This window comes from Flavimaribacter sediminis (assembly GCF_019492055.1).
Classification (GTDB): Bacteria; Pseudomonadota; Alphaproteobacteria; order Rhizobiales; family Rhizobiaceae; genus Flavimaribacter; species Flavimaribacter sediminis.
Genome location: NZ_JAICBX010000001.1, coordinates 1,476,051 through 1,499,813 on the forward strand (window position 1 = coordinate 1,476,051; position 23,763 = coordinate 1,499,813).

21 protein-coding genes are annotated in these 23,763 nt (G+C 55.0%); 12 read left to right on the forward strand and 9 right to left on the reverse strand.

Translation table 11 applies throughout. The annotated features are described in order from the left end of the window. Positions 1 to 377: 377 nt before the first annotated feature. Positions 378 to 881 carry a CinA family protein gene (locus K1W69_RS07040; protein WP_370688200.1) on the reverse strand — a complete coding sequence of 168 codons (504 nt, stop codon included), beginning with the start codon at positions 879 to 881 and terminating at the stop codon, positions 378 to 380. Beyond that, positions 878 to 2,086, reverse strand: a complete 1,209-nt coding sequence (locus tag K1W69_RS07045) for a bifunctional 2-C-methyl-D-erythritol 4-phosphate cytidylyltransferase/2-C-methyl-D-erythritol 2,4-cyclodiphosphate synthase (protein WP_220227874.1) — start codon at positions 2,084 to 2,086, stop codon at positions 878 to 880. Before K1W69_RS07045 ends, K1W69_RS07040 begins: the two co-directional genes overlap by 4 nt. 155 nt (positions 2,087 to 2,241) lie before the next feature. Here K1W69_RS07045 and dusB point away from each other — a divergent pair, with 155 nt between their 5' ends. From dusB to hflX, 9 genes are all read left to right on the forward strand, one after another. After that, a complete protein-coding gene (gene dusB / locus K1W69_RS07050; RefSeq protein ID WP_220227582.1) occupies positions 2,242 to 3,234 on the forward strand; it encodes a tRNA dihydrouridine synthase DusB in 993 nt (330 codons plus the stop codon). Then, entirely contained in the window at positions 3,231 to 4,364 is a 1,134-nt protein-coding gene (locus K1W69_RS07055) for a two-component system sensor histidine kinase NtrB (RefSeq protein ID WP_220227583.1), read from the forward strand. The genes dusB and K1W69_RS07055 overlap by 4 nt, the downstream gene beginning before the upstream one ends. Beyond that, the gene (gene ntrC / locus K1W69_RS07060) at positions 4,361 to 5,815 is read left to right on the forward strand and encodes a nitrogen regulation protein NR(I) (protein WP_220227584.1); all 1,455 of its coding nucleotides are present in this window, start codon (positions 4,361 to 4,363) and stop codon (positions 5,813 to 5,815) included. Before K1W69_RS07055 ends, ntrC begins: the two co-directional genes overlap by 4 nt. 196 nt (positions 5,816 to 6,011) lie before the next feature. Continuing rightward, positions 6,012 to 8,279: a sensor histidine kinase NtrY-like gene (locus tag K1W69_RS07065; protein ID WP_220227585.1), complete on the forward strand. Its 2,268-nt coding sequence runs from the start codon at positions 6,012 to 6,014 to the stop codon at positions 8,277 to 8,279. After that, a complete protein-coding gene (gene ntrX / locus K1W69_RS07070; protein ID WP_220227586.1) occupies positions 8,269 to 9,633 on the forward strand; it encodes a nitrogen assimilation response regulator NtrX in 1,365 nt (454 codons plus the stop codon). Before K1W69_RS07065 ends, ntrX begins: the two co-directional genes overlap by 11 nt. Before the next feature lie 29 nt (positions 9,634 to 9,662). After that, positions 9,663 to 11,039: a Trk system potassium transporter TrkA gene (gene trkA / locus K1W69_RS07075; RefSeq protein ID WP_220227587.1), complete on the forward strand. Its 1,377-nt coding sequence runs from the start codon at positions 9,663 to 9,665 to the stop codon at positions 11,037 to 11,039. A gap of 26 nt (positions 11,040 to 11,065) precedes the next feature. After that, positions 11,066 to 12,517: a potassium transporter TrkG gene (locus tag K1W69_RS07080; protein WP_220227588.1), complete on the forward strand. Its 1,452-nt coding sequence runs from the start codon at positions 11,066 to 11,068 to the stop codon at positions 12,515 to 12,517. A gap of 218 nt (positions 12,518 to 12,735) precedes the next feature. Next, positions 12,736 to 12,984, forward strand: coding sequence for an RNA chaperone Hfq (gene hfq / locus K1W69_RS07085; RefSeq protein WP_220227589.1), 249 nt, complete (start codon positions 12,736 to 12,738; stop codon positions 12,982 to 12,984). A 76-nt stretch (positions 12,985 to 13,060) separates the two neighbouring features. Continuing rightward, positions 13,061 to 14,326 (forward strand): GTPase HflX, encoded by a 1,266-nt coding sequence (gene hflX, locus K1W69_RS07090; RefSeq protein ID WP_370688201.1) that lies wholly within the window; start codon positions 13,061 to 13,063, stop codon positions 14,324 to 14,326. Positions 14,327 to 14,333: 7 nt separating this feature from the next. Here hflX and mazG read toward each other — a convergent pair whose 3' ends face one another. Next, on the reverse strand, positions 14,334 to 15,155 hold the full coding sequence (mazG, locus tag K1W69_RS07095) for a nucleoside triphosphate pyrophosphohydrolase (protein ID WP_220227591.1): 822 nt from the start codon (positions 15,153 to 15,155) through the stop codon (positions 14,334 to 14,336). A gap of 7 nt (positions 15,156 to 15,162) precedes the next feature. Beyond that, a complete protein-coding gene (locus tag K1W69_RS07100) occupies positions 15,163 to 15,627 on the reverse strand; it encodes a GFA family protein (RefSeq protein WP_220227592.1) in 465 nt (154 codons plus the stop codon). Positions 15,628 to 15,846: 219 nt separating this feature from the next. Here K1W69_RS07100 and K1W69_RS07105 point away from each other — a divergent pair, with 219 nt between their 5' ends. Next, a complete protein-coding gene (locus tag K1W69_RS07105; protein ID WP_220227593.1) occupies positions 15,847 to 17,742 on the forward strand; it encodes a PhoX family protein in 1,896 nt (631 codons plus the stop codon). A gap of 85 nt (positions 17,743 to 17,827) precedes the next feature. Here K1W69_RS07105 and K1W69_RS07110 read toward each other — a convergent pair whose 3' ends face one another. Further along, on the reverse strand, positions 17,828 to 18,313 hold the full coding sequence (locus K1W69_RS07110) for an anthrone oxygenase family protein (protein WP_220227594.1): 486 nt from the start codon (positions 18,311 to 18,313) through the stop codon (positions 17,828 to 17,830). A gap of 87 nt (positions 18,314 to 18,400) precedes the next feature. Between K1W69_RS07110 and K1W69_RS07115 the strand changes: the two genes are divergently transcribed. After that, entirely contained in the window at positions 18,401 to 19,003 is a 603-nt protein-coding gene (locus tag K1W69_RS07115) for a TetR/AcrR family transcriptional regulator (protein WP_220227595.1), read from the forward strand. A gap of 64 nt (positions 19,004 to 19,067) precedes the next feature. Here the strand turns inward: K1W69_RS07115 and K1W69_RS07120 are convergent, their stop codons facing one another. Continuing rightward, positions 19,068 to 20,048, reverse strand: a complete 981-nt coding sequence (locus tag K1W69_RS07120) for an alpha/beta hydrolase (protein WP_220227596.1) — start codon at positions 20,046 to 20,048, stop codon at positions 19,068 to 19,070. Between the two features lie 90 nt (positions 20,049 to 20,138). On the opposite strand from K1W69_RS07120, the gene K1W69_RS07125 reads away from it, so the two are divergent. After that, entirely contained in the window at positions 20,139 to 20,507 is a 369-nt protein-coding gene (locus K1W69_RS07125) for a TfoX/Sxy family protein (RefSeq protein ID WP_220227597.1), read from the forward strand. Positions 20,508 to 20,529: 22 nt separating this feature from the next. Here K1W69_RS07125 and K1W69_RS07130 read toward each other — a convergent pair whose 3' ends face one another. From K1W69_RS07130 to metG, 3 genes are read right to left on the reverse strand one after another with little or no spacing between them, the layout of a single operon-like run. Continuing rightward, on the reverse strand, positions 20,530 to 21,354 hold the full coding sequence (locus K1W69_RS07130; RefSeq protein ID WP_220227598.1) for an MBL fold metallo-hydrolase: 825 nt from the start codon (positions 21,352 to 21,354) through the stop codon (positions 20,530 to 20,532). Next, positions 21,351 to 22,160 carry a TatD family hydrolase gene (locus K1W69_RS07135; RefSeq protein ID WP_220227599.1) on the reverse strand — a complete coding sequence of 270 codons (810 nt, stop codon included), beginning with the start codon at positions 22,158 to 22,160 and terminating at the stop codon, positions 21,351 to 21,353. The genes K1W69_RS07130 and K1W69_RS07135 overlap by 4 nt, the downstream gene beginning before the upstream one ends. Further along, positions 22,157 to 23,707 carry a methionine--tRNA ligase gene (metG, locus tag K1W69_RS07140; RefSeq protein ID WP_220227600.1) on the reverse strand — a complete coding sequence of 517 codons (1,551 nt, stop codon included), beginning with the start codon at positions 23,705 to 23,707 and terminating at the stop codon, positions 22,157 to 22,159. Before metG ends, K1W69_RS07135 begins: the two co-directional genes overlap by 4 nt. Positions 23,708 to 23,763: the final 56 nt, after the last annotated feature.

The window sequence follows — 23,763 nt, forward strand, 5'->3', positions numbered from 1 at the left end:
GGAGGATCAACGGATGGAGAAATCCATTTTCTGGATATTTGAAGCGACGATAAAGCCGGGAAGCATTGACCTATTGAAGGCGCTGATTTTCGAAATGGCGGACCGTACGGAAGAATCCGAAGCTGGAACTTTGCGTTTCTAGTGTATGATCAGCGATAACAAAGAAAGTGCTCAAGTCCTCGAACCGTACAGTGACTCCGAAGCGGCGCTTAGGCGCCTTGCGTCATTCAACACAACTACGCCCAAAGGCTGATGACGTTGGTCGAGCCGACAGGCATGACAGTCTTTGGCGACCCCAGCGAGGCGTTGAAACATGAATTGTGAGGAGTCTCTCCCGTTTACATGTACAAGGCTGGCGGCTTTGAACGCGAAGAGGATTAACGGCCACACCCGTTGGACGCCGAAGCGTCAATTAGCATATCCAGTGCATTCTCGAGTGTGGCTACCCGCACTGCGTCTCTTCCGATATTCCCGCAGCGCAGGATTTTGTGGCGAAGAAACCCGGACCTGCCGGCAAGTCCCATATGGACGAGACCGACCGGTTTCTCTGCTGATCCGCCGCCGGGTCCCGCAATGCCCGTCACGCTGACAGCAAAGTCAGCGCGGGATCGGGAAATGGCGCCAAGAGCCATCTCTTCGGCTGTTTGTCGAGACACGGCGCCAAATCGATCAAGCGTCGCTTCTGATACCCCCAACATGTCCTGTTTCGCCTGGTTCGAATAGGTGATGAACCCGCGATCGAAAACTGCTGATGACCCTGAAACATCCGTAATCGCAGCGGCGATCATCCCACCTGTACAGGACTCGGCGGTTGCAACAAGCAAGTCGGCCCGTTTGCAGGCTTCAACGAGCCTCTCAGCCTTGTCGAAGGTTGGCATCATGACGCGTTACCGGAATAGACGACGGTTGCAGTAGCGATGGCGGCTATACCTTCGGCGCGTCCCACAAAGCCCAATTTTTCATTCGTTGTCGCTTTGACCGAGCAACGGTCGATCTCGATCTCGAGTATCTCTGCCAATTTTTCGCGCATGGCCTGACGATGTGGGCCTATACGGGGTGCTTCGCAGATCAAGGATACATCCGCATTGCGGATCAAGCCGCCGTTTGCTCGAACAATGTCAGCCGCATGTTCAAGAAAAATATGTGAGGAGGCGCCTTTCCACTTCGGGTCGGTCGGTGGGAAGTGGTCGCCGATATCTCCGGCTCCGCAAGTCGCAAGCAGCGCGTCAGTCAATGCGTGAAGCGCGACGTCGGCGTCGGAGTGTCCGGATAACGCCTGATCGTGCTCAATGAAAATCCCGCATAGCATAACGCCGTTACCCGGCGTCAATGCATGTACGTCGTAGCCGTTTCCGGTTCGAACGTCGGGCAGGGCGAATGCGGGTTGGCTTGCTGACAGTCTGGCGTCCGCCATTACAATGTCCTGTGCTGTCGTCAGTTTGGCGTTGTCGCGAAGACCTTCGACGATTTCGACGGGAATATCCGCCCATTCCGCAATGCTGCAATCATCCGTGAATTCAAGTTGCGGATTTTCGGCGGCGCGCCGATGTGCGTCAAGTATTCTGTTGTACTCGAAACACTGAGGTGTTTGGGCTCCGTAGATCCCGCTTCTGGACACCGTGCACTCCACCCGCTTTCCGTCGGAGGATTTTTTCAAAGTATCGGTGACCGGCAGAGCTGGCAGCAGGGCGGCGGCGCCGGCGCTGAGTGTATTGGAGAGCCCGTCCAGAAATTCCCTGGTCAAAAATGGACGGACGCCGTCGTGAATCATCACATGGGTCATGCCAAGCCCTTCGAGGGCTTCCAGTCCACATAGGACGGAAGCCTGTCTTGTCTCGGCGCCCGTCACCACGACTATACGCTCGGGGTTTGGTGCAAATTGCATGACGCCATCACACAAATCCCTGTCGTCCGGATGTATCACAACAACTATTGTTTCTATTTGATCGGATGTGATAAACGGCGCGAGCGTCCACGCGAGGACAGGACGGCCGCCGATAAGCCGATATTGCTTGGGGCCTTCAACGGACCGGCCTGCGCGCTCACCTCGACCGGCGGCGACGATTACCGCAGCGATTGCATTCATTTTCAACAATTTGTCCGTTTTGGCTTCAGTATGGATTGTACTGGTCCTTCGTTGCCGTTTCTGTAAACAGCATTCGCTGATTTATCTTGCAATTTTCTACTTATTGCTTAAAAAAGAAGCATGTTTGGCCGATGCCTCAAAAGTCCGCATTATCAATGATCGATAGCCCCTTATCTATCGGACCGGTGCAGATTCGCAATCGATGCATTCTGGCGCCCATGTCCGGCGTAACCGATTTGCCGTTCCGACAGTTGGCCTGGAGGCATGGCGCAGGACTTGTCGTAACTGAAATGATTGCGAGTCGCGAGCTTGTATGCAGCCGGTCAGAATCGTGGTCACGGCTGAAGGGCGCCGGTATCCGCCCGCACATGGTGCAGCTCGCCGGACGCGAGGCCAGATGGATGGCGGAAGCTGCAAAGATCGTCGAAGCCAATGGCGCGGATATTATTGATATCAACATGGGTTGCCCTGCGAAAAAAGTAACCGGCGGATATTCCGGATCGGCGCTGATGCGGGATCTCGACCATGCGCTGAGCCTGATCGACGCGACGGTCGGCGCTGTTTCGTTGCCTGTGACTCTGAAGATGCGTCTTGGCTGGGACGAAAACAGCATCAATGCGCCGGAACTGGCCCGTCGCGCTGAAGAAGCCGGTGTTCAGATGATTACCGTCCATGGCCGAACGCGCAATCAGTTCTATGAGGGCAGGGCCGACTGGCGCGCTATTGCCAAGGTGCGAGAGACTACAACGCTTCCGTTGGTCGCAAATGGCGACATAGACTCGCTGGAAGATATCGGCGCTATCATGAGAATGAGCGGGGCCGATGCGGTAATGATCGGGCGCGCGGCGCAGGGACGTCCATGGCATATTGGCGCTTTGCTTGGTCGCGAGGATGTTCCGAGTGACCCGGGCGATATCGTTGCGCTCGTAGCTGAACACTACGATATGACCCTTCAACATTATGGACAGGCTTTGGGCGTTCGCCACTTCAGGAAGCATCTTGGCTGGTATCTTGATCGTCATGCGAGAGAATGCAATTCGGATCTGCGCGCTCAGATCATGACCGGAACCGAACCAGCTGTTGTAGTCGAGTGTTTTCGACGCGCAATCGAAATGCAGGCGGATAATGTGGATCGGGAGGCGGCATGAGCGATCGCGATGTGTTGGAAGAAAATGCGGAAACGGACCAGGCCAAGTTCGTTCTCAATGCAATACGCCATCCAGTCATCATGATAGATGACGATGACTACATTATCTTTGCAAACTGGGAGGCGGAATCCTTTTTCGGCGCAAGCGGCAACTACCTCTCCCGACACAAAATCGATTCCTATATCCCCTTCGGCAGTCCGCTGCTGGCGCTCATTGAGCAGGTGCGCGAACGGCGCGCGCCGGTCAATGAATACAGGGTCGATGTCAGTTCTCCGAAACTTGATGGAGACAGGTTGGTGGACATTTATGTCGCGCCTGTAACCGAACAGAGCGGATCGATCGTAATCCTCTTCCAGGAACGATCAATGGCCGACAAGATTGATCGGCAATTGACCCATCGCGCGGCCGCACGCTCAGTAACCGGCCTGGCCTCCATGCTCGCCCACGAAATCAAGAACCCGTTGTCCGGGATCAGAGGCGCGGCGCAACTGCTTGAATCATCTGTCAATGATGAAGACAGGCCGTTGACCCGTCTCATTCGAGACGAAACGGATCGCATCGTGTCACTGGTCGATCGGATGGAGATTTTTTCGGACGAAAGACCGGTCGACCGCGAGGCTGTCAACATTCACTCCGTTCTTGACCGGGTCAAGGCAATCGCACTCGCCGGGTTTGCGCAAAACATAAAGATCAAAGAGCAGTACGATCCATCTCTGCCGTCCGTGTACGCCAACAGAGACCAACTGATCCAGGTGTTTCTCAACCTCATCAAAAACGCCTGTGAAGCTCTCGGCACCCAACCTGGTGGAGAAGTGCTCCTGACGACAGCTTTCCGTCCGGGCATGCGCCTGTCCGTTCCAGGATCCCGCGAGAAGGTTTCTCTGCCTCTCGAATTCTGTGTGCAGGATAACGGACCGGGCGTGCCGTCAGATATTCTGCCGCATCTCTTTGATCCGTTTATCACGACGAAAATAAACGGATCAGGCCTCGGGCTGGCGCTCGTTGCCAAAATTGTGGGTGATCATGGCGGCATCGTCGAATGCGATTGCCATTCGAACAGGACAATTTTCCGGATTCTGATGCCAGCTTCCAGCAATCCGCCCACCTCGACAAAGGAACAGTCTCAATGAGCAAGGCCACGATTCTCGTTGCCGACGATGACGCCGCCATCAGGACCGTTGTTAACCAGGCGCTCTCGCGCGCCGGATATGAAGTGCGTGTAACATCCAATGCAGCGACCCTATGGCGCTGGGTTGCAGCCGGAGACGGCGATCTCGTCATAACAGACGTCGTCATGCCTGATGAAAACGCTTTCGATCTCCTGCCGCGCATCAAGAAGGCGCGGCCCGACTTGCCGGTCCTCGTCATGAGCGCGCAGAACACTTTTATGACGGCGATCAAGGCGTCGGAACGCGGCGCCTATGAGTATCTGCCGAAACCGTTCGATCTGACCGAACTCATCGCGATTGTCGGCAGGGCGCTCTCGGAGCCGAAGAAGGTCGCGGCGGACGCCAACGCCGATTCCGGGGAGGGGATGCCTCTTGTTGGCCGCTCTGCAGCAATGCAAGAGATTTATAGGGTGCTTGCCCGTCTGATGCAAACCGACTTGACGTTGATGATTACCGGGGAGTCGGGAACGGGTAAGGAACTGGTGGCCCGGGCGCTGCATGACTACGGCAAACGGCGTAATGGTCCATTCGTCGCAATTAACATGGCCGCAATTCCGCGTGACCTCATCGAATCAGAGTTGTTCGGGCACGAAAAGGGCGCCTTCACCGGAGCGCAGACGCGCTCAAGCGGCCGGTTCGAGCAGGCTGAGGGCGGGACGCTCTTTCTCGATGAGATAGGCGACATGCCGATGGACGCCCAGACCCGGCTCTTGCGCGTTTTGCAGCAGGGCGAGTACACGACCGTTGGCGGCAGAACCCCTATTCCGACCGACGTTCGGATCGTTGCAGCGACCAACAAGGATTTGAAAACGTCGATCAATCAGGGGCTGTTTCGAGAGGACCTTTACTATCGGCTGAACGTGGTCCCGCTGCGGCTCCCACCGCTCCGCGACAGGGCGGAGGATATTCCAGATCTGGTTCGCCATTTCAGCAAGGAAGCGTCCAAAGAAGGTCTTTCCGCCAAAACGTTCGAGAACGCGGCGTTCGAACAGCTCAAAAGATATCCTTGGCCTGGAAATGTGCGCGAACTGGAAAACTTCATACGCCGCATTACAGCGCTCTATCCACAAGACATCATCACTTCTGAGATTGTCGAAGCGGAAATCAAGAACGAAATCCAGGGAGATATCTCCAGCTCCGTAGATGGTATGCCGGGTCCGATGACGATCGGACAGTCGGTTGAGGAGAATATGCGTCGCTATTTTACCGAGTTTGGCGACGATCTTCCGCCTCCTGGTCTTTATCACCGTGTGCTGGAGGAAGTTGAATATCCCCTGGTGCTTGCCGCCCTTTCGGCCACGCACGGCAATCAGATACGAGCCGCAGAACTACTGGGACTGAACAGGAACACCCTGCGTAAAAAAATTCGTGAGCTCGGTGTTTCGGTCTATCGTTCGCCGCGAACTTCCTGATAAGGAAGATTGCCCAAAATCCGTGTCCAATTAACGATCGGCTTATACTGATCTTAATACCAAAATGTTGGATACTTGTGTCGCGTCGAAAAGGGATTTTGGTCTGACGGCGCAGGAGCCGTTGTATTTTCGCCACATTACGTTGCTCAAAAGCAACGGTATTGGCAAGCAATGACAAGCCTGGTCGCGGGATCTGATGACTGCTGGTGAATATTACGCTGCCGCCAAGAGCGGACTGTCGACCGAACTGAGCGACAGACGAAGGCCTCTGGCGCTTCTCGGTATCGTCATCGTCGGATGCGCACTGGCTTCCGCAATTGTTTCCTTCATCATTCTTATGGGGCTTACCCCGATCGAACCGCGCGGCGAAGTGGTGCTCGCAGCCGTTGTCGTCAATCTCGTCTTTGTCGTTGCGTTGATCGCGCTCATCCTTAGAGAGGTCAACCATATTGTCGTATCACGCAAGCGTGGAAGGGCGGCGTCCCGACTTCATGTCCGGATCATTGGCCTTTTCAGCGTTGTTGCGATCCTTCCTGCAATCCTCGTCGCGATTGTCGCCAGTATAACGCTCGACGTCGGTCTGGATCGCTGGTTTTCACTCAGAACCAAGGAAATCGTCAATTCTTCGCTGAGCGTTGCGCAGGCCTACGTCAACGAAAATGCCCGTTATTTGCAGGGACAGACGGTGTCGATGGCCTCGACCCTTGATGGCGCCAGAACCCTCTACAGTCTCGACCGCACAGGCTTCAATGTACTTGTGACTCGTCAGGCCATTGGTCGCGGCCTCCTTCAGGCGTCTCTTGTCAGGCGTGATGGAAGCATTGTCGTGAGCGCGGATATCGAGACGAGCAAACCGTTACCCGACGTTCCACAGACAGCAATTGACCTTGCGGCAAATGGGGAGCCCGCGCTTATCCCGCCTGGCGCGACCAATCTGGTTGGCGCGGTTATCCAGCTTCAGAATATTCCTGACATGTTTCTCTACACGATCCGTGCAGTTGATCCGGAAGTCATGGAATCCATGAGGCTAATGGAGGACAATACGGCGGAGTACCACGCTCTGGAAACCGACAGGGCTCCCATTCAACTCGCTTTTGCTATTCTTTATCTCGGCTTTGCCTTGATCGTTCTTCTTGCCGCCATCTGGACCGCGATTGCGGTGGCGGACCGGATTGTGAGACCAATCCGTCAGCTGATAGGGGCCGCCGACAATGTGGCGAACGGGAATCTGGACGTCCGGGTGCCGGTTCGCCGATCAGACGGAGATGTTGGTAGTTTATCTAATACATTCAATACGATGACGGATGAACTTAGAGCGCAGCGTGACGAAATTATCGCCGCCAGGGATGAGATGGATGAACGTCGCAGGTTTACTGAAGCGGTGTTGTCCGGGGTTACAGCCGGCGTCATCAGCGTTCAGAAAGACGGCCTCATTTCGATTGCCAATCGTTCGGCGGAGATTATGTTCGACGCCGAACCCGGAGAACTTGAAGGCCGAAGGCTAGAGGATGTTTCGCCAGAAATCGCCAACGTTCTTACGAATGCTGCGAAATGGCACCGCAGCGAGTACCGCAGTCAGGTGAGCCTGATCAGAAACGGCAAGGAAAGCACAGTCAATGTTCAGGTCACGCAGGAAGGACCGCAGCAGGGCGTCGAGTCATATGTTGTAACGTTGGACGATATTACTGACCTGGTGCTGGCGCAGCGTTCAACTGCTTGGGCGGATGTTGCGCGGCGCATCGCACATGAAATCAAGAACCCGCTGACGCCAATCCAGCTGTCCGCCGAACGTATAAAACGGCGGTACGGACGTCAGATATCCGACGATGATCGAGAAGTCTTCGATCAATGCACAGACACGATTGTGCGCCAGGTTGAAGATATCGGGCGGATGGTTGACGAATTTTCATCCTTCGCCCGTATGCCCAAGCCGACGAAAGAAAAGCATGATCTGCGAGAAATCCTCAAGGACTCCATCTTTCTCCGGGAGGTTAGCCGCAATGATATCGAATTCATCAGGGAGCTTGGCGATGATCCGATCATGGGGTATTTCGACTCCCGCATGTTGAGTCAGGCTTTCGGGAACATCATCAAGAATGCTGCCGAGGCGATAGACGCTGTCCCCTCATCGGAACCGCGCGACGGACGCAGGATAAAGATTTCCGCCAAGGCGTCTAAAGTTGGCGGCGTTGTGGTGGATGTCATCGACAACGGCAAGGGCCTGCCGGTCGAAAATAGAAACAGAATATTCGAACCCTATATGACGATGCGGGAAAAAGGCACCGGTCTCGGGCTCGCTATCGTCAAAAAGATTATTGACGAGCATGAAGGGGTGTTGGAACTGCACGATGCGCCGAAGGATTTCGATCCGAATGGCGGGGCGATGATACGTGTCAGATTTCCTTTTGACAGTTCCGTCGAGAAGGCGGACTTGACGGGAGAAAAAGAAACCGATGGTGTCTGACATACTGGTTGTCGATGATGAGGAAGACATACGGGAGCTCGTATCGGGAATTCTCTCCGACGAAGGTCACGAGACCCGGACTGCAAGTGGCAGCGACAGCGCGCTGCAGGCAATTGGCGAGCGTGTGCCCCAGTTGGTGTTTCTCGATATCTGGCTGCAGGGAAGCCGGCTCGACGGGCTGGCATTGCTGGATGAAATCAAGCAAAAACATCCGGAACTGCCTGTCGTCATGATTTCCGGCCATGGCAATATCGAAACAGCGGTTTCCGCCATTAGAAGAGGGGCTTACGATTTCATCGAAAAACCCTTCAAGGCGGATCGTCTCATCCTGGTGGCGGAACGGGCCTTGGAAAACTCCAACCTGAAACGCGAAGTCGACGAATTGAAACGGAAGTCCGGTGAGCCGACTGAATTGATCGGCACCTCCGTAGCGATTTCTCAATTGCGTCAGATGATTGAGCGCGTTGCGCCCACAAATAGTCGCATAATGATTATGGGGGAGTCGGGCTCGGGAAAGGAAACAGTCGCCAGGCTGATTCACAAAAACTCCGCGCGCTCCGAAAGACCTTTCGTCGTTCTCAACGCCGCCATGATCACGCCGGAGCGTATGGAAGTCGAACTCTTTGGAACCGAAAGTCACAATGGTAAGGAGCGCAGGATTGGCGCCCTCGAACGGGCCCATGGCGGCATACTCTATCTCGACGAAATCGCAGACATGCCGCGCGGAACCCAGAACAAGATCTTGCGGGTGCTCGTCGAGCAGAAATTCGAGCGGGTGGGTGGATCAAAACAGGTCAGCGTCGATGTCCGGGTGATTTCCTCGACTGCGCAGAATCTTCAGGGACTGATCGACAACGGCGCGTTTCGGGAGGATCTTTATCACCGGCTCGCAGTCGTGCCGATCAAGGTGCCGTCACTGGCGGAACGTCGTGAAGACATTCCGTTCCTCGTCGATCTCTTTATGAAGCAGATCAGCGAGCAGGCTGGAATAAAGTCGAGGTCGCTGAAGGAAGACGCAATGGCGGTTCTTCAAGCCCACAGCTGGCCTGGCAATCTGCGACAGTTGCGCAACAACATCGAACGTCTCCTCATTCTTACGAGAGGGGAAGAGACAGGAAACCAGATCAGCGCTGATATTCTGCCGCCGGAAATTGGTGAAATGCTTCCAAACGCCAAGGGTGGCGACCAGTCGCACATCATGACCTTGCCCCTCAGGGAAGCGCGTGAAATGTTCGAGAAGGACTACCTCATGGCGCAGATTAATCGTTTCGGCGGAAACATCTCGAAAACTGCAGAATATGTTGGAATGGAACGGTCCGCTTTGCATCGCAAATTGAAATCGCTTGGTCTATAAACACCTTGTAGATTCCACGCGGGGGACCAATGAAGGTCATCATTTGCGGAGCGGGACGGGTCGGCTACGGTATTGCGGAGCGCCTCTCGACTGAAGACAACGACGTCTCTGTTATCGATACGTCGCCATCGTTGATCCACGCAATTCGGGAATCCCTGGATGTTCGCGGCTATGTTGGTCATGGCTCTCAGCCGGATGTGCTCGAACAGGCCGGCGCCGATCAGGCGGATATGATCATCGCCGTGACGCTGTATGATGAAGTGAACATGGTCGCGTGCCAGGTCGCGCACTCACTGTTCAATGTGCCGACGAAAATCGCCCGTATTCGCGCGCAGAGCTATCTTCAGTCCCACTATCAGGATCTGTTTTCACGCGAGCACATGCCAATCGACGTTATCATTTCTCCGGAAGTGGAAGTCGGGCAGATGGTGTTGCGCCGCATTGCGTTGCCCGGCGTTACTGATGCGGTGCGATTTGCGAACGACACGATTGCCATGGTGGCGATCGAGTGTCTGGAAGACTGTCCAGTCGTCAATACGCCGCTTGAACAACTAAGCGACCTGTTTCCGGATCTGATCGCGACGGTGACTGGTATCTGGCGGGACGGTCGACTTATTGTGCCCCATTCCGGAGACCAACTACAGACCGGCGATCTTGCCTATGTCATTTGCGATCGGACGCATGTGCGGCGCACCTTGGGACTCTTCGGACACGACGAGTCCGAGGCGACGCGAATCGTGATCGCAGGAGGCGGAAATATCGGCTACTTCGTTGCTCACGCCATCGAACAGCAGCAACCATCTTCCCGCGTCAAGATCATTGAATACAACCGGGAAAAAGCACTGGACGTCGCGGATCGACTGGACCGGACCGTGGTGCTGCACGGCTCGTCGCTCGACACCCAGATACTTATAGAGGCGGACATTGAGGATGCGGATCTGATGGTGTCCCTCACGAACGACGATCAGGTGAATATCCTCTCGTGCGTGATGGCGAAACGTCTGGGCTGCAAGTCCAATCTGGCGCTGATCAACAGTCCAGCATTTCTCGATTTCACGAAAACGCTTGGTATCGACGCGCATGTCAATCCTCGGGCAGTGACAATATCCCGTATCCTGCAGCATGTCAGACGCGGACGCATTCTGGCCGTTCACAGCATTCAGCAGGGGGCGGCTGAAGTGATCGAGGCCGAAGCCCTGGAGACGTCTCCAATCGTCGGAACGCCGTTGCGGGAACTGGATCTGCCGAACGGGATCAGGATTGGCGCATTATACCGGGGCGGTCACGTGATGCGACCCGATGGAGAGAGCAAAATAACGACTGGCGACAGGGTTGTTCTGCTTGCCAAGGCGTCGGCTGTGCGCCATGTCGAGCAGTTGTTCCGCGTAAGCCTGGAATTTTTCTGAGCGCGATGCGCGGGGTCTTACATCTCATGACTTTCGGTTCGGCAGGCATGTTCGCCCTGCTTGTTCCGGCTATCATGGCGGCAATCGCCAACGGTGAAGATGATATGCTTCGGGCGATGCTGGTCTTCGCCTTCATCGGCGTTTTTCTGACCGTGGTCATACTGGCCTCAATTTCTGGAGGCCGGGAATCGTCCGACAGGGCTTTCCGCTATCTATCACTTGTCGCAACTTGGTTGACCGTCTGTTTTCTCGCCGCTTTGTCGTTCATGGTTTTAGCGGATATCGGTTTTTCTGCCGCGCTTTTCGAAGCGGTCAGCGCATTGACGACCTCCGGCGGGAGCGTGCTCGACAGGGAAAATGCGCCGCTGAGCCTGCTTTTCTGGCGGACGTCGCTCGAATGGTATGGGGGATTTCTAACCCTTTCTTCAATCGTTCTCGTACTTGCGCCGGCAGGATTCGGAGGATTGCAGTCCAGGGCCGGGTCTCTGCTTGTCGACAAACCGGAGGCTGGTCTTTATTCGCTGACGGCCTATGGCAGTCTCATGGCGCAGTACGGGCTTGTGACGATGGCTATCCTGCTTGGCCTCGTGCTTTTTGGCGTGGCGCCGCTCGACGCCGTCATGCTGGGCATGATTGCATCGGCGACGGGGGGCTTCGTTCCGTTTGTCGGTGGAATAGAAGCGCAAATTGGCGACGGTGCAATGACCGTGCTGGGCATGGGCCTTTGCCTCGGAACACTCAGCATTTTCTGGCGCCGCGCGCTGCTTCGTCGTCCTGGCCGAATATTTCAGAACTCCTTGGAGACAAAAATTGTTGCTCTCGCAATAAGCCTGGTGTCGGTTGTTTATGCGGCGAGAATTGTCGCCGTGACCGGCAATGAAACGGCGCCTGAAATCTTTAATTCCCTTGAAGAGGGATTCTTCGCGGCGGCATCGCTCGTGGCGACCAGCGGAATGGAAAGTCGACCTGGCGTCATCGCGCTGCTTCCGAATATCGTTGTTCTGGCCATAATTTTTGTCGGCGGAGGTGTTTATTCGACCTCCGGCGGCGTAAAGATTTTCAGAATCGGCGCCATGTGGATTTATGCCATCGCCGAACTGAATCGCCTCATATATCCAAACAGCGTTGCGCGGATGCGTTTTGGAGAGGCGACGGTCGATACGGCGTCGATACAGGCGATTTGGAGTTACTTTATCATCGCTGTGCTTATTATCGGCGCTGGTTCGGTGCTGATTTCGCTGACCGGAACAAACTTCGAAGCCGCCATCATCATGGCAGTGTCGCTGTTTTCCAACGCCGGGCCTGTGTATGAGGCGTTAAGGCCGGTATCGGCCGTCTCCGATGTTGGTTGGCCGCTCTATAGCTCCCTTCCAGGTGCAGTAACCTATCTTATTGGAGCAATAATCATGTTTATTGGCCGGCTCGAAGTGCTTGTCGTGTTTGCTGTTTTTAATATCCGGTACTGGTATTATCGCTGACAGTTCATATACTATAGGTAAATCGAAATGTGGATGATGCGCGAGTTAGCTGTGATTGTGCATTGCAGCGATTAGAGATTGCGGAAAATCTATCGATTTGGTAACCAAAAGTTTGGCGTATGGTCGGTGGCGGGATAGAACCGGTGAACCCGGCGATTAATTTGCGACCTGCCCGCACAATAAGAAGAAACCGGCAAGGACAAGGATGAAATAACGCGATGGCGGAGCGTTCCCAGAATTTGCAGGACCAGTTTCTCAATACTGTTAGAAAGCAGAAAGTTCCCCTTACAATTTTTCTGATCAACGGTGTCAAGCTGACAGGCGTGGTGACATCGTTCGATAATTTTTGCGTATTGTTGCGTCGCGATGGACATTCGCAGCTTGTTTACAAGCACGCAATCTCAACGATAATGCCAGGTCAGCCAATACAAATGTTCGAAGGTGAAGAACCAGCACGTGAAACCTGACAAGGGACAGGAACAGGCAGCTCGAAATACCAGAACTGTATCCGCAGAAAGGCGGGATGAGCCCAGTCGCGCGGTCGTGCTTGTACCGATTCAAAGAACGGGTGTATCCGACAATCCGCTGCGATCAAGCGAGTCTAAGCTAGCCGAGGCTGTCGGTCTTGCCGGAGCGATCGATATCGAGATTGTTCATTCGGCAATTTGCTGGCTCAACAACATCACGCCTGCAACCCTGTTTGGAAGCGGCAAGGTGGAGGAGCTGGCCGGCATCGTTCAATCGATGGAAGCTGAGCTGGTGATTGTCGATCATGCGTTGACGCCGGTTCAGCAGCGCAATCTTGAGAAAGCGTGGAAAGCCAAGGTGATCGACCGTACCGGTCTCATCCTGGAGATATTTGGCCAAAGAGCGTCCACGAGGGAAGGGGTGTTGCAGGTTCAGCTTGCTCATCTGAATTACCAGAAAGGGCGTTTGGTGCGGAGCTGGACCCATCTGGAGCGGCAACGCGGTAGCACCGGCTTTATTGGCGGGCCCGGCGAAACCCAGATCGAGGCGGACCGTCGGATACTTCAGGACAAGATCGTCAAGCTGGAGAAAGAACTTGAACAGGTGCGGCGCACACGCACGCTACACAGGTCAAAACGCAAAAAGGTGCCTCATCCGGTTGTTGCTCTTGTGGGCTATACAAACGCCGGAAAATCAACCTTGTTCAATACCCTGACCGGCGCTACTGTCCGAGCCAAAGACATGCTGTTCGCAACACTGGATCCAACGCTTCGCCGGCTAACATTGCCGCACGGACGCATGGTCATCCTGTCGGATACTGTGGGGTTCATTTCAGATTTGCCGACGCATCTGGTCGCTGCTTTTCGCGCTACACTTGAAGAGGTGCTCGAAGCGGATCTGATCCTCCATGTTCGCGACATGTCGGATCCCGACAATGCGGCTCAAGCCGCTGATGTTACCCGTATTCTCCATGAATTGGGTGTTCGCGACGAGGGTGAGGGCTCTACCAAGATAATCGAGGTCTGGAACAAGATCGACCTTCTTCCGTATGAGACTGTCGAGTCTATGGAGGCGCGCCGGGAAGAAACGACAGCCGTTCCGGTTTCCGCCACGACAGGGCAGGGCGTGGAGTTTCTTCTTGAGACGATCGAGTTGACCCTTTCTGGCAGACTGATCAACCGGGACATAACGATAGGCGTCAACGATATGAGCCAGTTGAACTGGCTATACGAGCACGCAAAAGTCCATTCGCGGGAGGACAGGGAAGACGGCAGCGTCGCCCTCAATCTGGACATAACCGAACATGACATGTCCGATCTGCAGCGCCGGCTTGCGCACTGAAAACATCTCAGTCGAACGCCTTTGCTTCGTTCCACAAAGCATCCATTTGCTCCAGTGACGTGTCGTCGATAACGGCGCCTTCTTCCGAGAGTTTTTTCTCGATATAGGCAAAGCGTTTTCTGAACTTGTTGTTTGTCCCCCTGAGGGCCATCTCCGGGTCAGCGCCGATGTGCCGTCCAAGGTTGACGAGAACGAACAGAACGTCGCCAAACTCATCTCTCACCTTGTCGGCGCCATCCATGGCGAGCGCCTCGCGAAGCTCGCCAATTTCTTCTTCCGCCTTGGCGAAAACGGACTCCGGTTCGCTCCAGTCGAACCCGGTGCGCGCAGCTTTCTGCTGTAGTTTTATTGCTTCCGTCAGTGCGGGCAGGGCGGTTGGCACGCCGTCCAGCCTGCCTTGCACCTGTTCTCCGTCAAGGCCTCGGGCGCGACGGCGTTCGGCCCGTTCCGCCTTTTCGACCGCCTTTATTTCTTCCCATTGCACCTTGACGGCATTTGCCGTATCGGCGTGCGACACATCGAATACATGCGGATGTCTCCGTATCATCTTCCGGGTGATGGAGTGCACGACGTCACCGAAATCAAACGCGCCGGCTTCTTCCGCCATTCGCGCATGAAATATGACCTGCAGAAGCAGGTCGCCCAGTTCCTCACAGAGGTCATCCATGTCGTTGCGTTCAATCGCGTCGGCAACTTCATACGCTTCCTCGAGCGTGTAGGGTTTGATCGATTCGAAGTCCTGTTTGACATCCCACGGACAGCCTGTGTTTGGGTCGCGGAGAGCAACCATAATCTCGATAAGCCGGGAAATGTCTTTTGATGGCTTCATGTTCGTCTCAATCCAGTTTTATTGCGGCAAGTCTTCGCTCCAGGCTTGCCTGCGGCCAAAATTTGTCGCGATCATAATAGCGATCCATGACGGGTACATTGTCCGGCAAACCGAGCCAGGGCTGTTTGCTTTCGGTAAAGATGTGAATATCGGGTGGATAGGCGTCCGGGTTTTCTAGTGCGCCCACGCGCACAAAACTGAATTTAGGGCCGGCGCCGGAATATACGCTCCATAGCGCAACGTGGCACTTGGGACAGCGGTATATCTTCTGACCTCTTCCACTTTCACTGGGTGTGTCGATCACCTCCGGCGCGCCTGCCTTGATCTTGATCCTGTCGGTTTCGATCAGTGCATTCATGACAAACGCCGATCCGGTTTCGCGCTGACACCATCGGCAATGACACGCATGAACGAAGAGCGGCTTTTCGATCATATCATACACGACTTCGCCGCAGCTGCAGTAACCCTTCATGGACCTGTCCTTTCGAATCCTGTGCTCAATGCTAACAGGTGGGGAGAGGGATGGTATATCCTTCTAGGCAAACGGGCAGTTTTCTCCCTCGACCCTTCAGGCGCCGCCTTTGATTGTCATACGGTTGTGGGGTCTGCGCGCTAGAAAAGCATGTCTTCACGTTCGGATGGTCGGACGTTCAGGAAGCAACGCCGCCTCAAAGCAAGCAGGGAGCCAGACATGAGCGATTACACCGTTAGAAAACTGACTGCGGATGAATGGGACGAAGTCAACTTCCCGCGTCCAAAGGAGAATGAATTCGATCGCGTTGTGGAGCGCGCGATTTCTCGAAGAGGTTTTCTCGGCGGCGTGCTCGCGTTCGGTTCCGGCGCTGCGGCCATGAGCGCCGGTCTATTGAAACCGGAAAAAGCGCAGGCCCAACAGGCGACCCGATTTGCATTCACGCCCATTCCAGCCGCAACGGATAGCGTTGTCCATGTGCCTGAAGGCTACAGCTGGCAGAGACTGGTTAGTTGGGGTGATCCTCTGTTTTCCGGAATAGATGCGTTCGACAGCGCCATCGGCGGCGCGGCCGCAGATTCCGACAAGGTATTCGGTGAGAACACGGATGGAATGGAGCTTTTCGTAATCGGTGGAAAACAGGTGATTGCCGTCAATCACGAATACACCAACAGAAAGACCAATTTACCGCAGACTGCCGATGGCGTGCCACGTGACGGCCAGGATGTTCTCAAACTCCAGAACCTGCAGGGCATTGCAGTCTTTGAAATTGTCGAAAACGATACCGGTTGGACGGTTGTGCTGGACAGCCCTTTCAACAGGCGCATTACCCAGAACACGCCCATGCAATTCAGCGGGCCTGCGACTGGTCACGATCTTCTGAAAACGGCGGCGGATGCTGACGGCGTCGAGAGCCTTGGCACGTTTAACAATTGCGGTTCGGGAAAGACCCCCTGGGGCACATATCTCACGTGCGAAGAAAACTTCAATGGCTACTTTGGCGCCACGGAAGAACCGGAGCTGACGGAACAGATCGCGGACGGTTACAAGCGGTACGGAATTTCGACCGAAGGATGGGGATATGATTATCACAAATGGGATCCCCGTTTCGACACGTCGAAAAATCCCAACGAGCCGCACCGCGCCGGCTGGATCGTTGAGATAGATCCGTCAAATCCGAAGAGCACGCCTGTCAAGCGGACTGCGCTTGGTCGTTTTAAACATGAAAACGCCGAGACAGTGCTGGCGCCTGACGGCCGCGTGGTAGTCTATATGGGCGACGATGAGCGTGGCGAATTCCTCTATAAATTTGTATCGAAGGACGCCTATGCGCCAGGCGCAGATACGTCCACCTTGCTCGACGAAGGGCAACTCTACGTCGCCCGGTTCCACGACGACATGACCGGTGAATGGGTTTCGCTCACTCCGGACACGACGGGGATGTCCGAGGCCGAGATTGCGATATTCTCACGCATTGCAGCATCGAAAGTGGGCGCCACGACCATGGACCGACCGGAATGGGTTGCGGTGAACCCAATTTCAGTCGAAGCCTACTGCGCGCTGACCAACAACAGTCGCCGCGGCGTCAAGCCAAATGCCGGCGGCGACTGGACGCCTGTCGCCGGTCCCAATCCTCGAGAAGCTAACAAGTATGGGCAGATCGTGCGTTGGCGCCCGTCCGGCGATGATCATGCCTCGGAGACCTTCGAATGGGATCTGTATGTGATGGCCGGAAATCCGACCGTGCATGAAGGGGATTACGCCGGGTCGGCCAATATCAACGAAGGCAACCTGTTCAATTCGCCAGACGGCATGGCGATCGATTCCACCGGGCTAATCTGGATACAGACTGACGGCGACGATTCCGACGAAGGCGATTTTGCCGGCAATGGTAACAATCAAATGCTCGCCGGTGATCCGGTGACAGGCCGTATAGAGCGTTTTCTGACGGGACCGAAAGGCGCTGAAGTTACGGGTCTTTGCTGGTCGGCGGATCGCCGAACCATGTTTGTCGGAGTGCAACATCCGGATGCGCCGTTCCCGGATGGTGAAGGCAGGCTGCCGCGTTCTTCTATCATCGCGATCAAGCGCGACGATAATTTGCCTGTAGGCTAGTTGTTCGCCAAGGCGGACGACAGAGACGCGCTGATTGGGCGCGTCTCGCAGAACGTTCTTGGGGCCGTGCGATCTGTTTCCAGGATCAAACTTTGGATAACCCAATCCCGGCAAAGGTGAGGGCGATCCCGGATGCAATGGTGCGCAACTGGTTCCAGAATTGCCAGCTTGGAGAGTAGTCCTGCCAAATGATTTCGGCTGCCTCAACATCTCCTGGGATGTCTACTTTCGCCAGCGCCTCGTTCATCGGCACGTTTACGCCCATCGTCAGAAGCAATCCGAAAATCAGGTAAACAAGACCGGCGGCGGCGAACCAATGTGCGGCTGACCGGAATTGACTGCGATAGGCGACGCCAGCTGTAGCGGCCAGGACTACCGGCGTCAGAAAGAACGCCGGGAAGAACACTCCGTTGCGGACAGAGGCGTTCATCGCCTGCATCGCAGCAATTGCTATGCGCGGATCAGCTTGGTCAAGACCCCACATTGTGGAGCAGACCCATGCGTAGAAAAATCCGAAAATTGCGCCGCAGAAGAGAATTGAACTTATGGACAGCGTTTTGACCAAACTCATGAGAATTACCTCTTAACCGTACATTAGTGTACACCTTTACTATTCCGTACATATATGTACGCTTATGTCAAGTAAAGGGAGCTGAAATTGGATCAGGGAAAAAGGGCGCAACGCGCCAGGCAGATCGAAAACGCGGCTTATGAACTCCTCGAGAAACGAGGCTATTCCGGCACGTCGATGCTTTCAGTGGCAAGACACGCCAAAGCGTCGAACGAGACCCTTTATCGTTGGTACGGAGACAAGCGAGGGCTGTTCATATCCATCGTTGAAAACAACGCAGCTGCGACCAGGCAAAAACTGGAGGCAGCAATTGGCGGAAACGCAGACCCGCTAATGGTGCTTGAAGAAATCGCGCCGGTGTTGCTGTCAATGCTGCTCGGCAAAAAGGCAGTGAGCCTGAATCGCGCCGCCGCCGCGGATGAGTCGGGTGAACTCGGATTGGCGATTGCCGCGGCCGGCCGGGGCATGGTGTATCCATTGATATGCAGGCTTATGGAGCGCGGCATACAAACAGGCGCGCTCAAGGCGACATCCTCCGAAACTGCTGCAGACTGGTTCTTGAACCTCTTGATCGGCGATCTTCAAATCAGACGCGTCATACACGCTTTGGAGATTCCTACCGAGCAGGACCTCCAACAGAGAGTGGATACCGCGATCTTTGCATTCAAGAAACTCTGTGAAACTTCATGAGAGACGCATCATTAGATCGCATAAGATATATTATGGAACTAGTGGCCGTTATCCAGATTGCGTTTCAATTGCCTCGCGTCACCGCATCAAGCCAGAGGTTGATCCGGACAAGTGATGTTTCAGACCGCGTAAGGCTGAAGTGATCTTGATCATCGAGCAGTTCAACAGACCTATACAACGCATTGAATAAAGGAATGAAAGCACCGGCATTCATAGCCTCGTCATCGCGGCCGACCAGGGTCAGAGATGTTTGCGGCAACGCTTCGATATCACTACGAAAGTTTGTATGAAGATTGAAATTCGTCATAAGCCGCCACGAGTACCCAAGCGTCTCAGTGCCGTTCTGAAATTGCTCAGGCATATTGAAACGGATCGTTTCAAGATGGTCGAATATGTGGACGCGGACATTGTTGAGCATTGACAGCCCGATGATGCGCGGCAAGGAAATATGGGCCCATCCGCCGTTGCCTTCGATAACCGTTGGCGCCTTGTGTCCCAGTATCGGCGCCAGAGCAATGTAATTCTCGATTTTTTCGCCGTACTCACTTGCTGCGAAGCGTATCGCCATGGCGCCGCCTGAAGAGTGACCGCCCATGATAATCGTCGTGTCCGGATCACTTGCAAGGATTATATCGACAAGGTCCGAGAGATCGTCTTCGAGTTGACCGATATAGCCGATGTCGCCACGACATTCTCCGGATCCAAAATGGCCGCGAAGGTTTGGAACATAGATTTGTGCGGCGTTGCTGTTCGACAAATAGCGCGCCATGGGATCCAGATAGCCGCCGTGATAGCCCGAGCCATGCAGCAATATCAACGAAACGGAACTTCTGGACGGATAATGGCGATAGGCCAATTGTTGTCCGTCACGCGCGGTGTACTTCTGCATTTTCTGTTGCTCCGACAGATCCGGGCCACCGTGCAGCTGACTGAAATTCAGACTTTCGGTATCCTTCACACGCGGTGGAAAGAGGATCAGAACAAATGCGATGAGCAGGTAAATGACCGGGAACAGCGCCAGCGAAATTCCGATTTTCCATATCATTGCGTCACCATCCTGATACCCATGTTGTTATCGTTGGTTATTGCATGATAGGAACAAAAAAAGAACAAATACCTCGCAGGAGACTGGGAAATGGCGGTTTCGAAAGAGTTTGCCGAATGTCTGCGAGAGCAGTTTTCGGTTGTTCCGGGGTCTGAAACAAGACGCATGTTCGGTGGCGTCGGTGTTTTTCGCCATGGCCTCATGTACGCGCTTGGCACGTCCGGGGGCCGCCTCGCCTTCAAGACGGACAGTGAAACCATTCCTGCGTTTGAGGCGGCGCATTGCGAGGAATGGATACATACGCGAGCGAACGGGACGACGGCCCGGATGGGATACTGGTATGCGCCTGACTATATTTTGGACGATCCCGAGGCCTTTGAGAAATGGGCCTTTGAAGCCTATGTTACAGCGGTGCGCGCAGACAGCAGGAAACCTGCCGGGAAACGAAAATTGAAGTAATTGGGATTTGCCGAACCCATCTTCAGGCGACAACGTCCAGATCCTGTTCAATTTGCATCATGTCGTAGGCCGGCTCGACGTTCGCCGGCGTCTCTGCAAGCACCGTCGCATAATCAAGCGGCACGTGCATATGCGTCAGGATGCCCTGTTTCGGCTGCAATCTTTCGATCCAGTCGAGAGCTTCGCCAATCGAGAAATGACTTGGATGCGGGCGATATTGCAAAGCGTCGACGATCAAGCAGTCCAGACCTTGTAGTTTTTCGATGGACTTTTGAGGGAAATCACTGACATCGCTGCAATAGGCGACATTCCCGATCCGGTAGCCGGTCGAGGTAATGCTTCCATGCAGTTGCTCGAACATATTGATTGTAAGGGGACCGCCCTCGCCCTCGATGACAACTGGTTGATCCAGAGAGTCAATAATGTTGGCGTCCACAATTGGCGGATAGCCGCTGCCCGGCGGCGTCTCGAAGCAATACAAAAACGCTTCGCGCAGGCGCGCCATCGTAGCTGCGTCGGCGTATATGGGCATGCGCTTTTTCTGGACAACGACGAAGCCTCGAAGGTCGTCTATTCCGTGCAGATGATCCGCATGGGGGTGGCTGTACAGCGCTGCGTCCAGTTTGCGCACGCGAGCGCTGATCATTTGTTCGCGGAAGTCTGGGCCGGTGTCTATGACAACGGTCGTTACGCCGCCATCCTCCGAATACTGCTCGATCAGAAGCGATGCGCGTCTGCGACGATTACGCGGATTGGTCGGATCGCAATTGCCCCAGTCGCCGTCGATACGTGGAACGCCGGGTGAAGAGCCACAGCCGAGAATCGTCAGAATTTGTCGTACTCTCATGAGGCCGCAACCAAACGGTTGTCACTGGAGGGGACCTTGGAAAATAAACGGAAGAAATTTTCGCTGGTCTGCCGGTTAATATCTTCCTCCGACACCCCTCTCGTCTCCGCGAGAACCCTGGCCGTATTGACGACGAAAGACGGTTCGTTGCGCTTGCCGCGATGTGGCACAGGGGCCAGGTATGGAGCGTCCGTTTCAACAAGCAGACGATCGGCCGGGAGGTCCGCCGCGATCTTACGCAGGTCTTCGGAATTCTTGAAGGTGAGGATGCCGGAAAACGAGACGTAACCGCCGAGTTCGACGCCGGTTTCAGCCAGAGCGCGGCCGGACGAAAAACAGTGCAGGACGAAGGGAAAAGCCCCCTTCCCGCTTTCTTCTCTCAGGATATGCGCCATGTCTTCGTCCGCCGAACGCGCGTGGATGACAAGCGGCAGCCCAGTTTCGCGCGCGGCTTCAATATGCCGGCGGAACCCGGTTTCCTGTGCTTCCCGTGGCGCATTGTCATAGTGGTAGTCCAGCCCTGCTTCGCCAATGGCGACCACTTTGGGATGGTGTGAAAGACCAACAAGCTCTTGCGCGGCTATATCGAGTTCCTGGTCCGCATTGTGCGGATGGGTGCCAACGGAGCAATAGACGCGATCATAAGCTTCTGCGATAGCGCGAATAGTTTCGAAGTGGCGCACACGCGTGCAGATTGTCACCATGCACTCGACACCGGCTGCGACCGCGCGCTCGACGATCGCATCACGTTCGCTTTCGAAATCCGGAAAATCCAGATGGCAATGGCTGTCGACAAGAGTGCTCACGCCTGCTCCGCAGCGTCCACGTGGCGCGGAAAGATAGGTTTCGGAGCAGGCAGGTCCGTTGACGGAACTAGCCGGCCAGCCTCCCCCAGCTTGTCGAAATTGCGATCGCCTTCGTCAACGGACAGAATTTCGAGCAGACGAGCGCTCGATTCCGGCATGAAGGGCTGACAAAGAATTGCGACCTGTCTCACGACCTCGATTGTGACATAAAGTACGGTCGCCATGCGCTCCGGATCAGTCTTCTTCAGCGCCCATGGCTCCTGCGAAGCAAAATAGCGGTTTGCTTCCGAAACGACGCCGAAAACAGATCCCAGAACCTGGTGGAGAGCCTGCTTGTCAATGCCGCTGCGCGCTTCCTCCAGCAATCCGTCCGCCTGCGCCAGGATCGCCCTGTCGTCATCGCTCAGGTCGCCGCATTGTGGTGTCTTGCTGTCGCAATTCTTGGCGATCATGGATAGCGAGCGTTGCGCCAGATTGCCCAGATCGTTTGCGAGGTCCGAATTGATGCGCCCGACAATGGCGTCGTGGCTGTAATTGCCGTCCTGTCCGAATGGCACCTCGCGTAGGAAAAAATAGCGCACCTGGTCCACGCCGTAATGGTCAACCATATCGAATGGATCGACGACGTTGCCAACCGACTTTGACATCTTTTCACCGCGGTTGAAAAGGAAGCCGTGCGCGAAAACGCGCTTTGGCAATTCTATGCCCGCAGACATCAGAAATGCTGGCCAATAGACCGCATGAAACCGAATGATGTCCTTGCCGATGACATGGACATTGGCCGGCCAGAATTTCCAAAGCGGCGCATCCAGATCAGGATAGCCGACCGCCGTGATGTAGTTGGTCAGGGCGTCGACCCAGACATACATGACATGGTCTTCGTCACCCGGAACCTTGACGCCCCAGTCGAATGTCGTGCGCGAGATAGACAGGTCCTTCAAGCCTCCCTTGACGAAGGAGATGATCTCGTTGCGCCGGGCGTCCGGTCCGATGAAATCCGCATTCCTGTCGTAATGTTCGAGCAGTCGATCCTGATAGGTCGAGAGACGGAAGAAGTAGCTTTCCTCCTCGACCCACTCCACGGGCGTGCCTTGAGGACCGTAGCGAACGCCGTCGCGCAATTCGGTCTCGTCTTCCTGGTAATAGGCCTCGTCGCGCACCGAATACCATCCGGCGTAGCTGTCTTTGTAGATATCGCCAGCTTCGGTCATAGCCTCCCAGATCGCCTGGCTGGCTTTCTTGTGACGTGGTTCAGTGGTGCGGATAAAATCGTCATTGGAGGCGTTTAGCGCTTCCGCCATACGCTGAAATTCAGCCGTGTTCCTGCTGGCGAACTCTGCGATCGGAAGCCCTTCCTTCCTGGCGGTCTGCAACATCTTCTGGCCGTGCTCGTCCGTTCCGGTCAGAAAATGAACCTCCATACCGTCGAGGCGCTTGAACCGGGCGATCGCATCGGTGGCGATCAACTCGTAGGCATGCCCGATATGCGGCTTTCCGTTCGGGTAGGAAATTGCAGTCGTAATATAGAAGCGGTTACTCTCACTCATTTCGGCCAATCTCTGAATTGCAGCGGCGACTGCGATCGTCCCGCGCGGGCGAACGC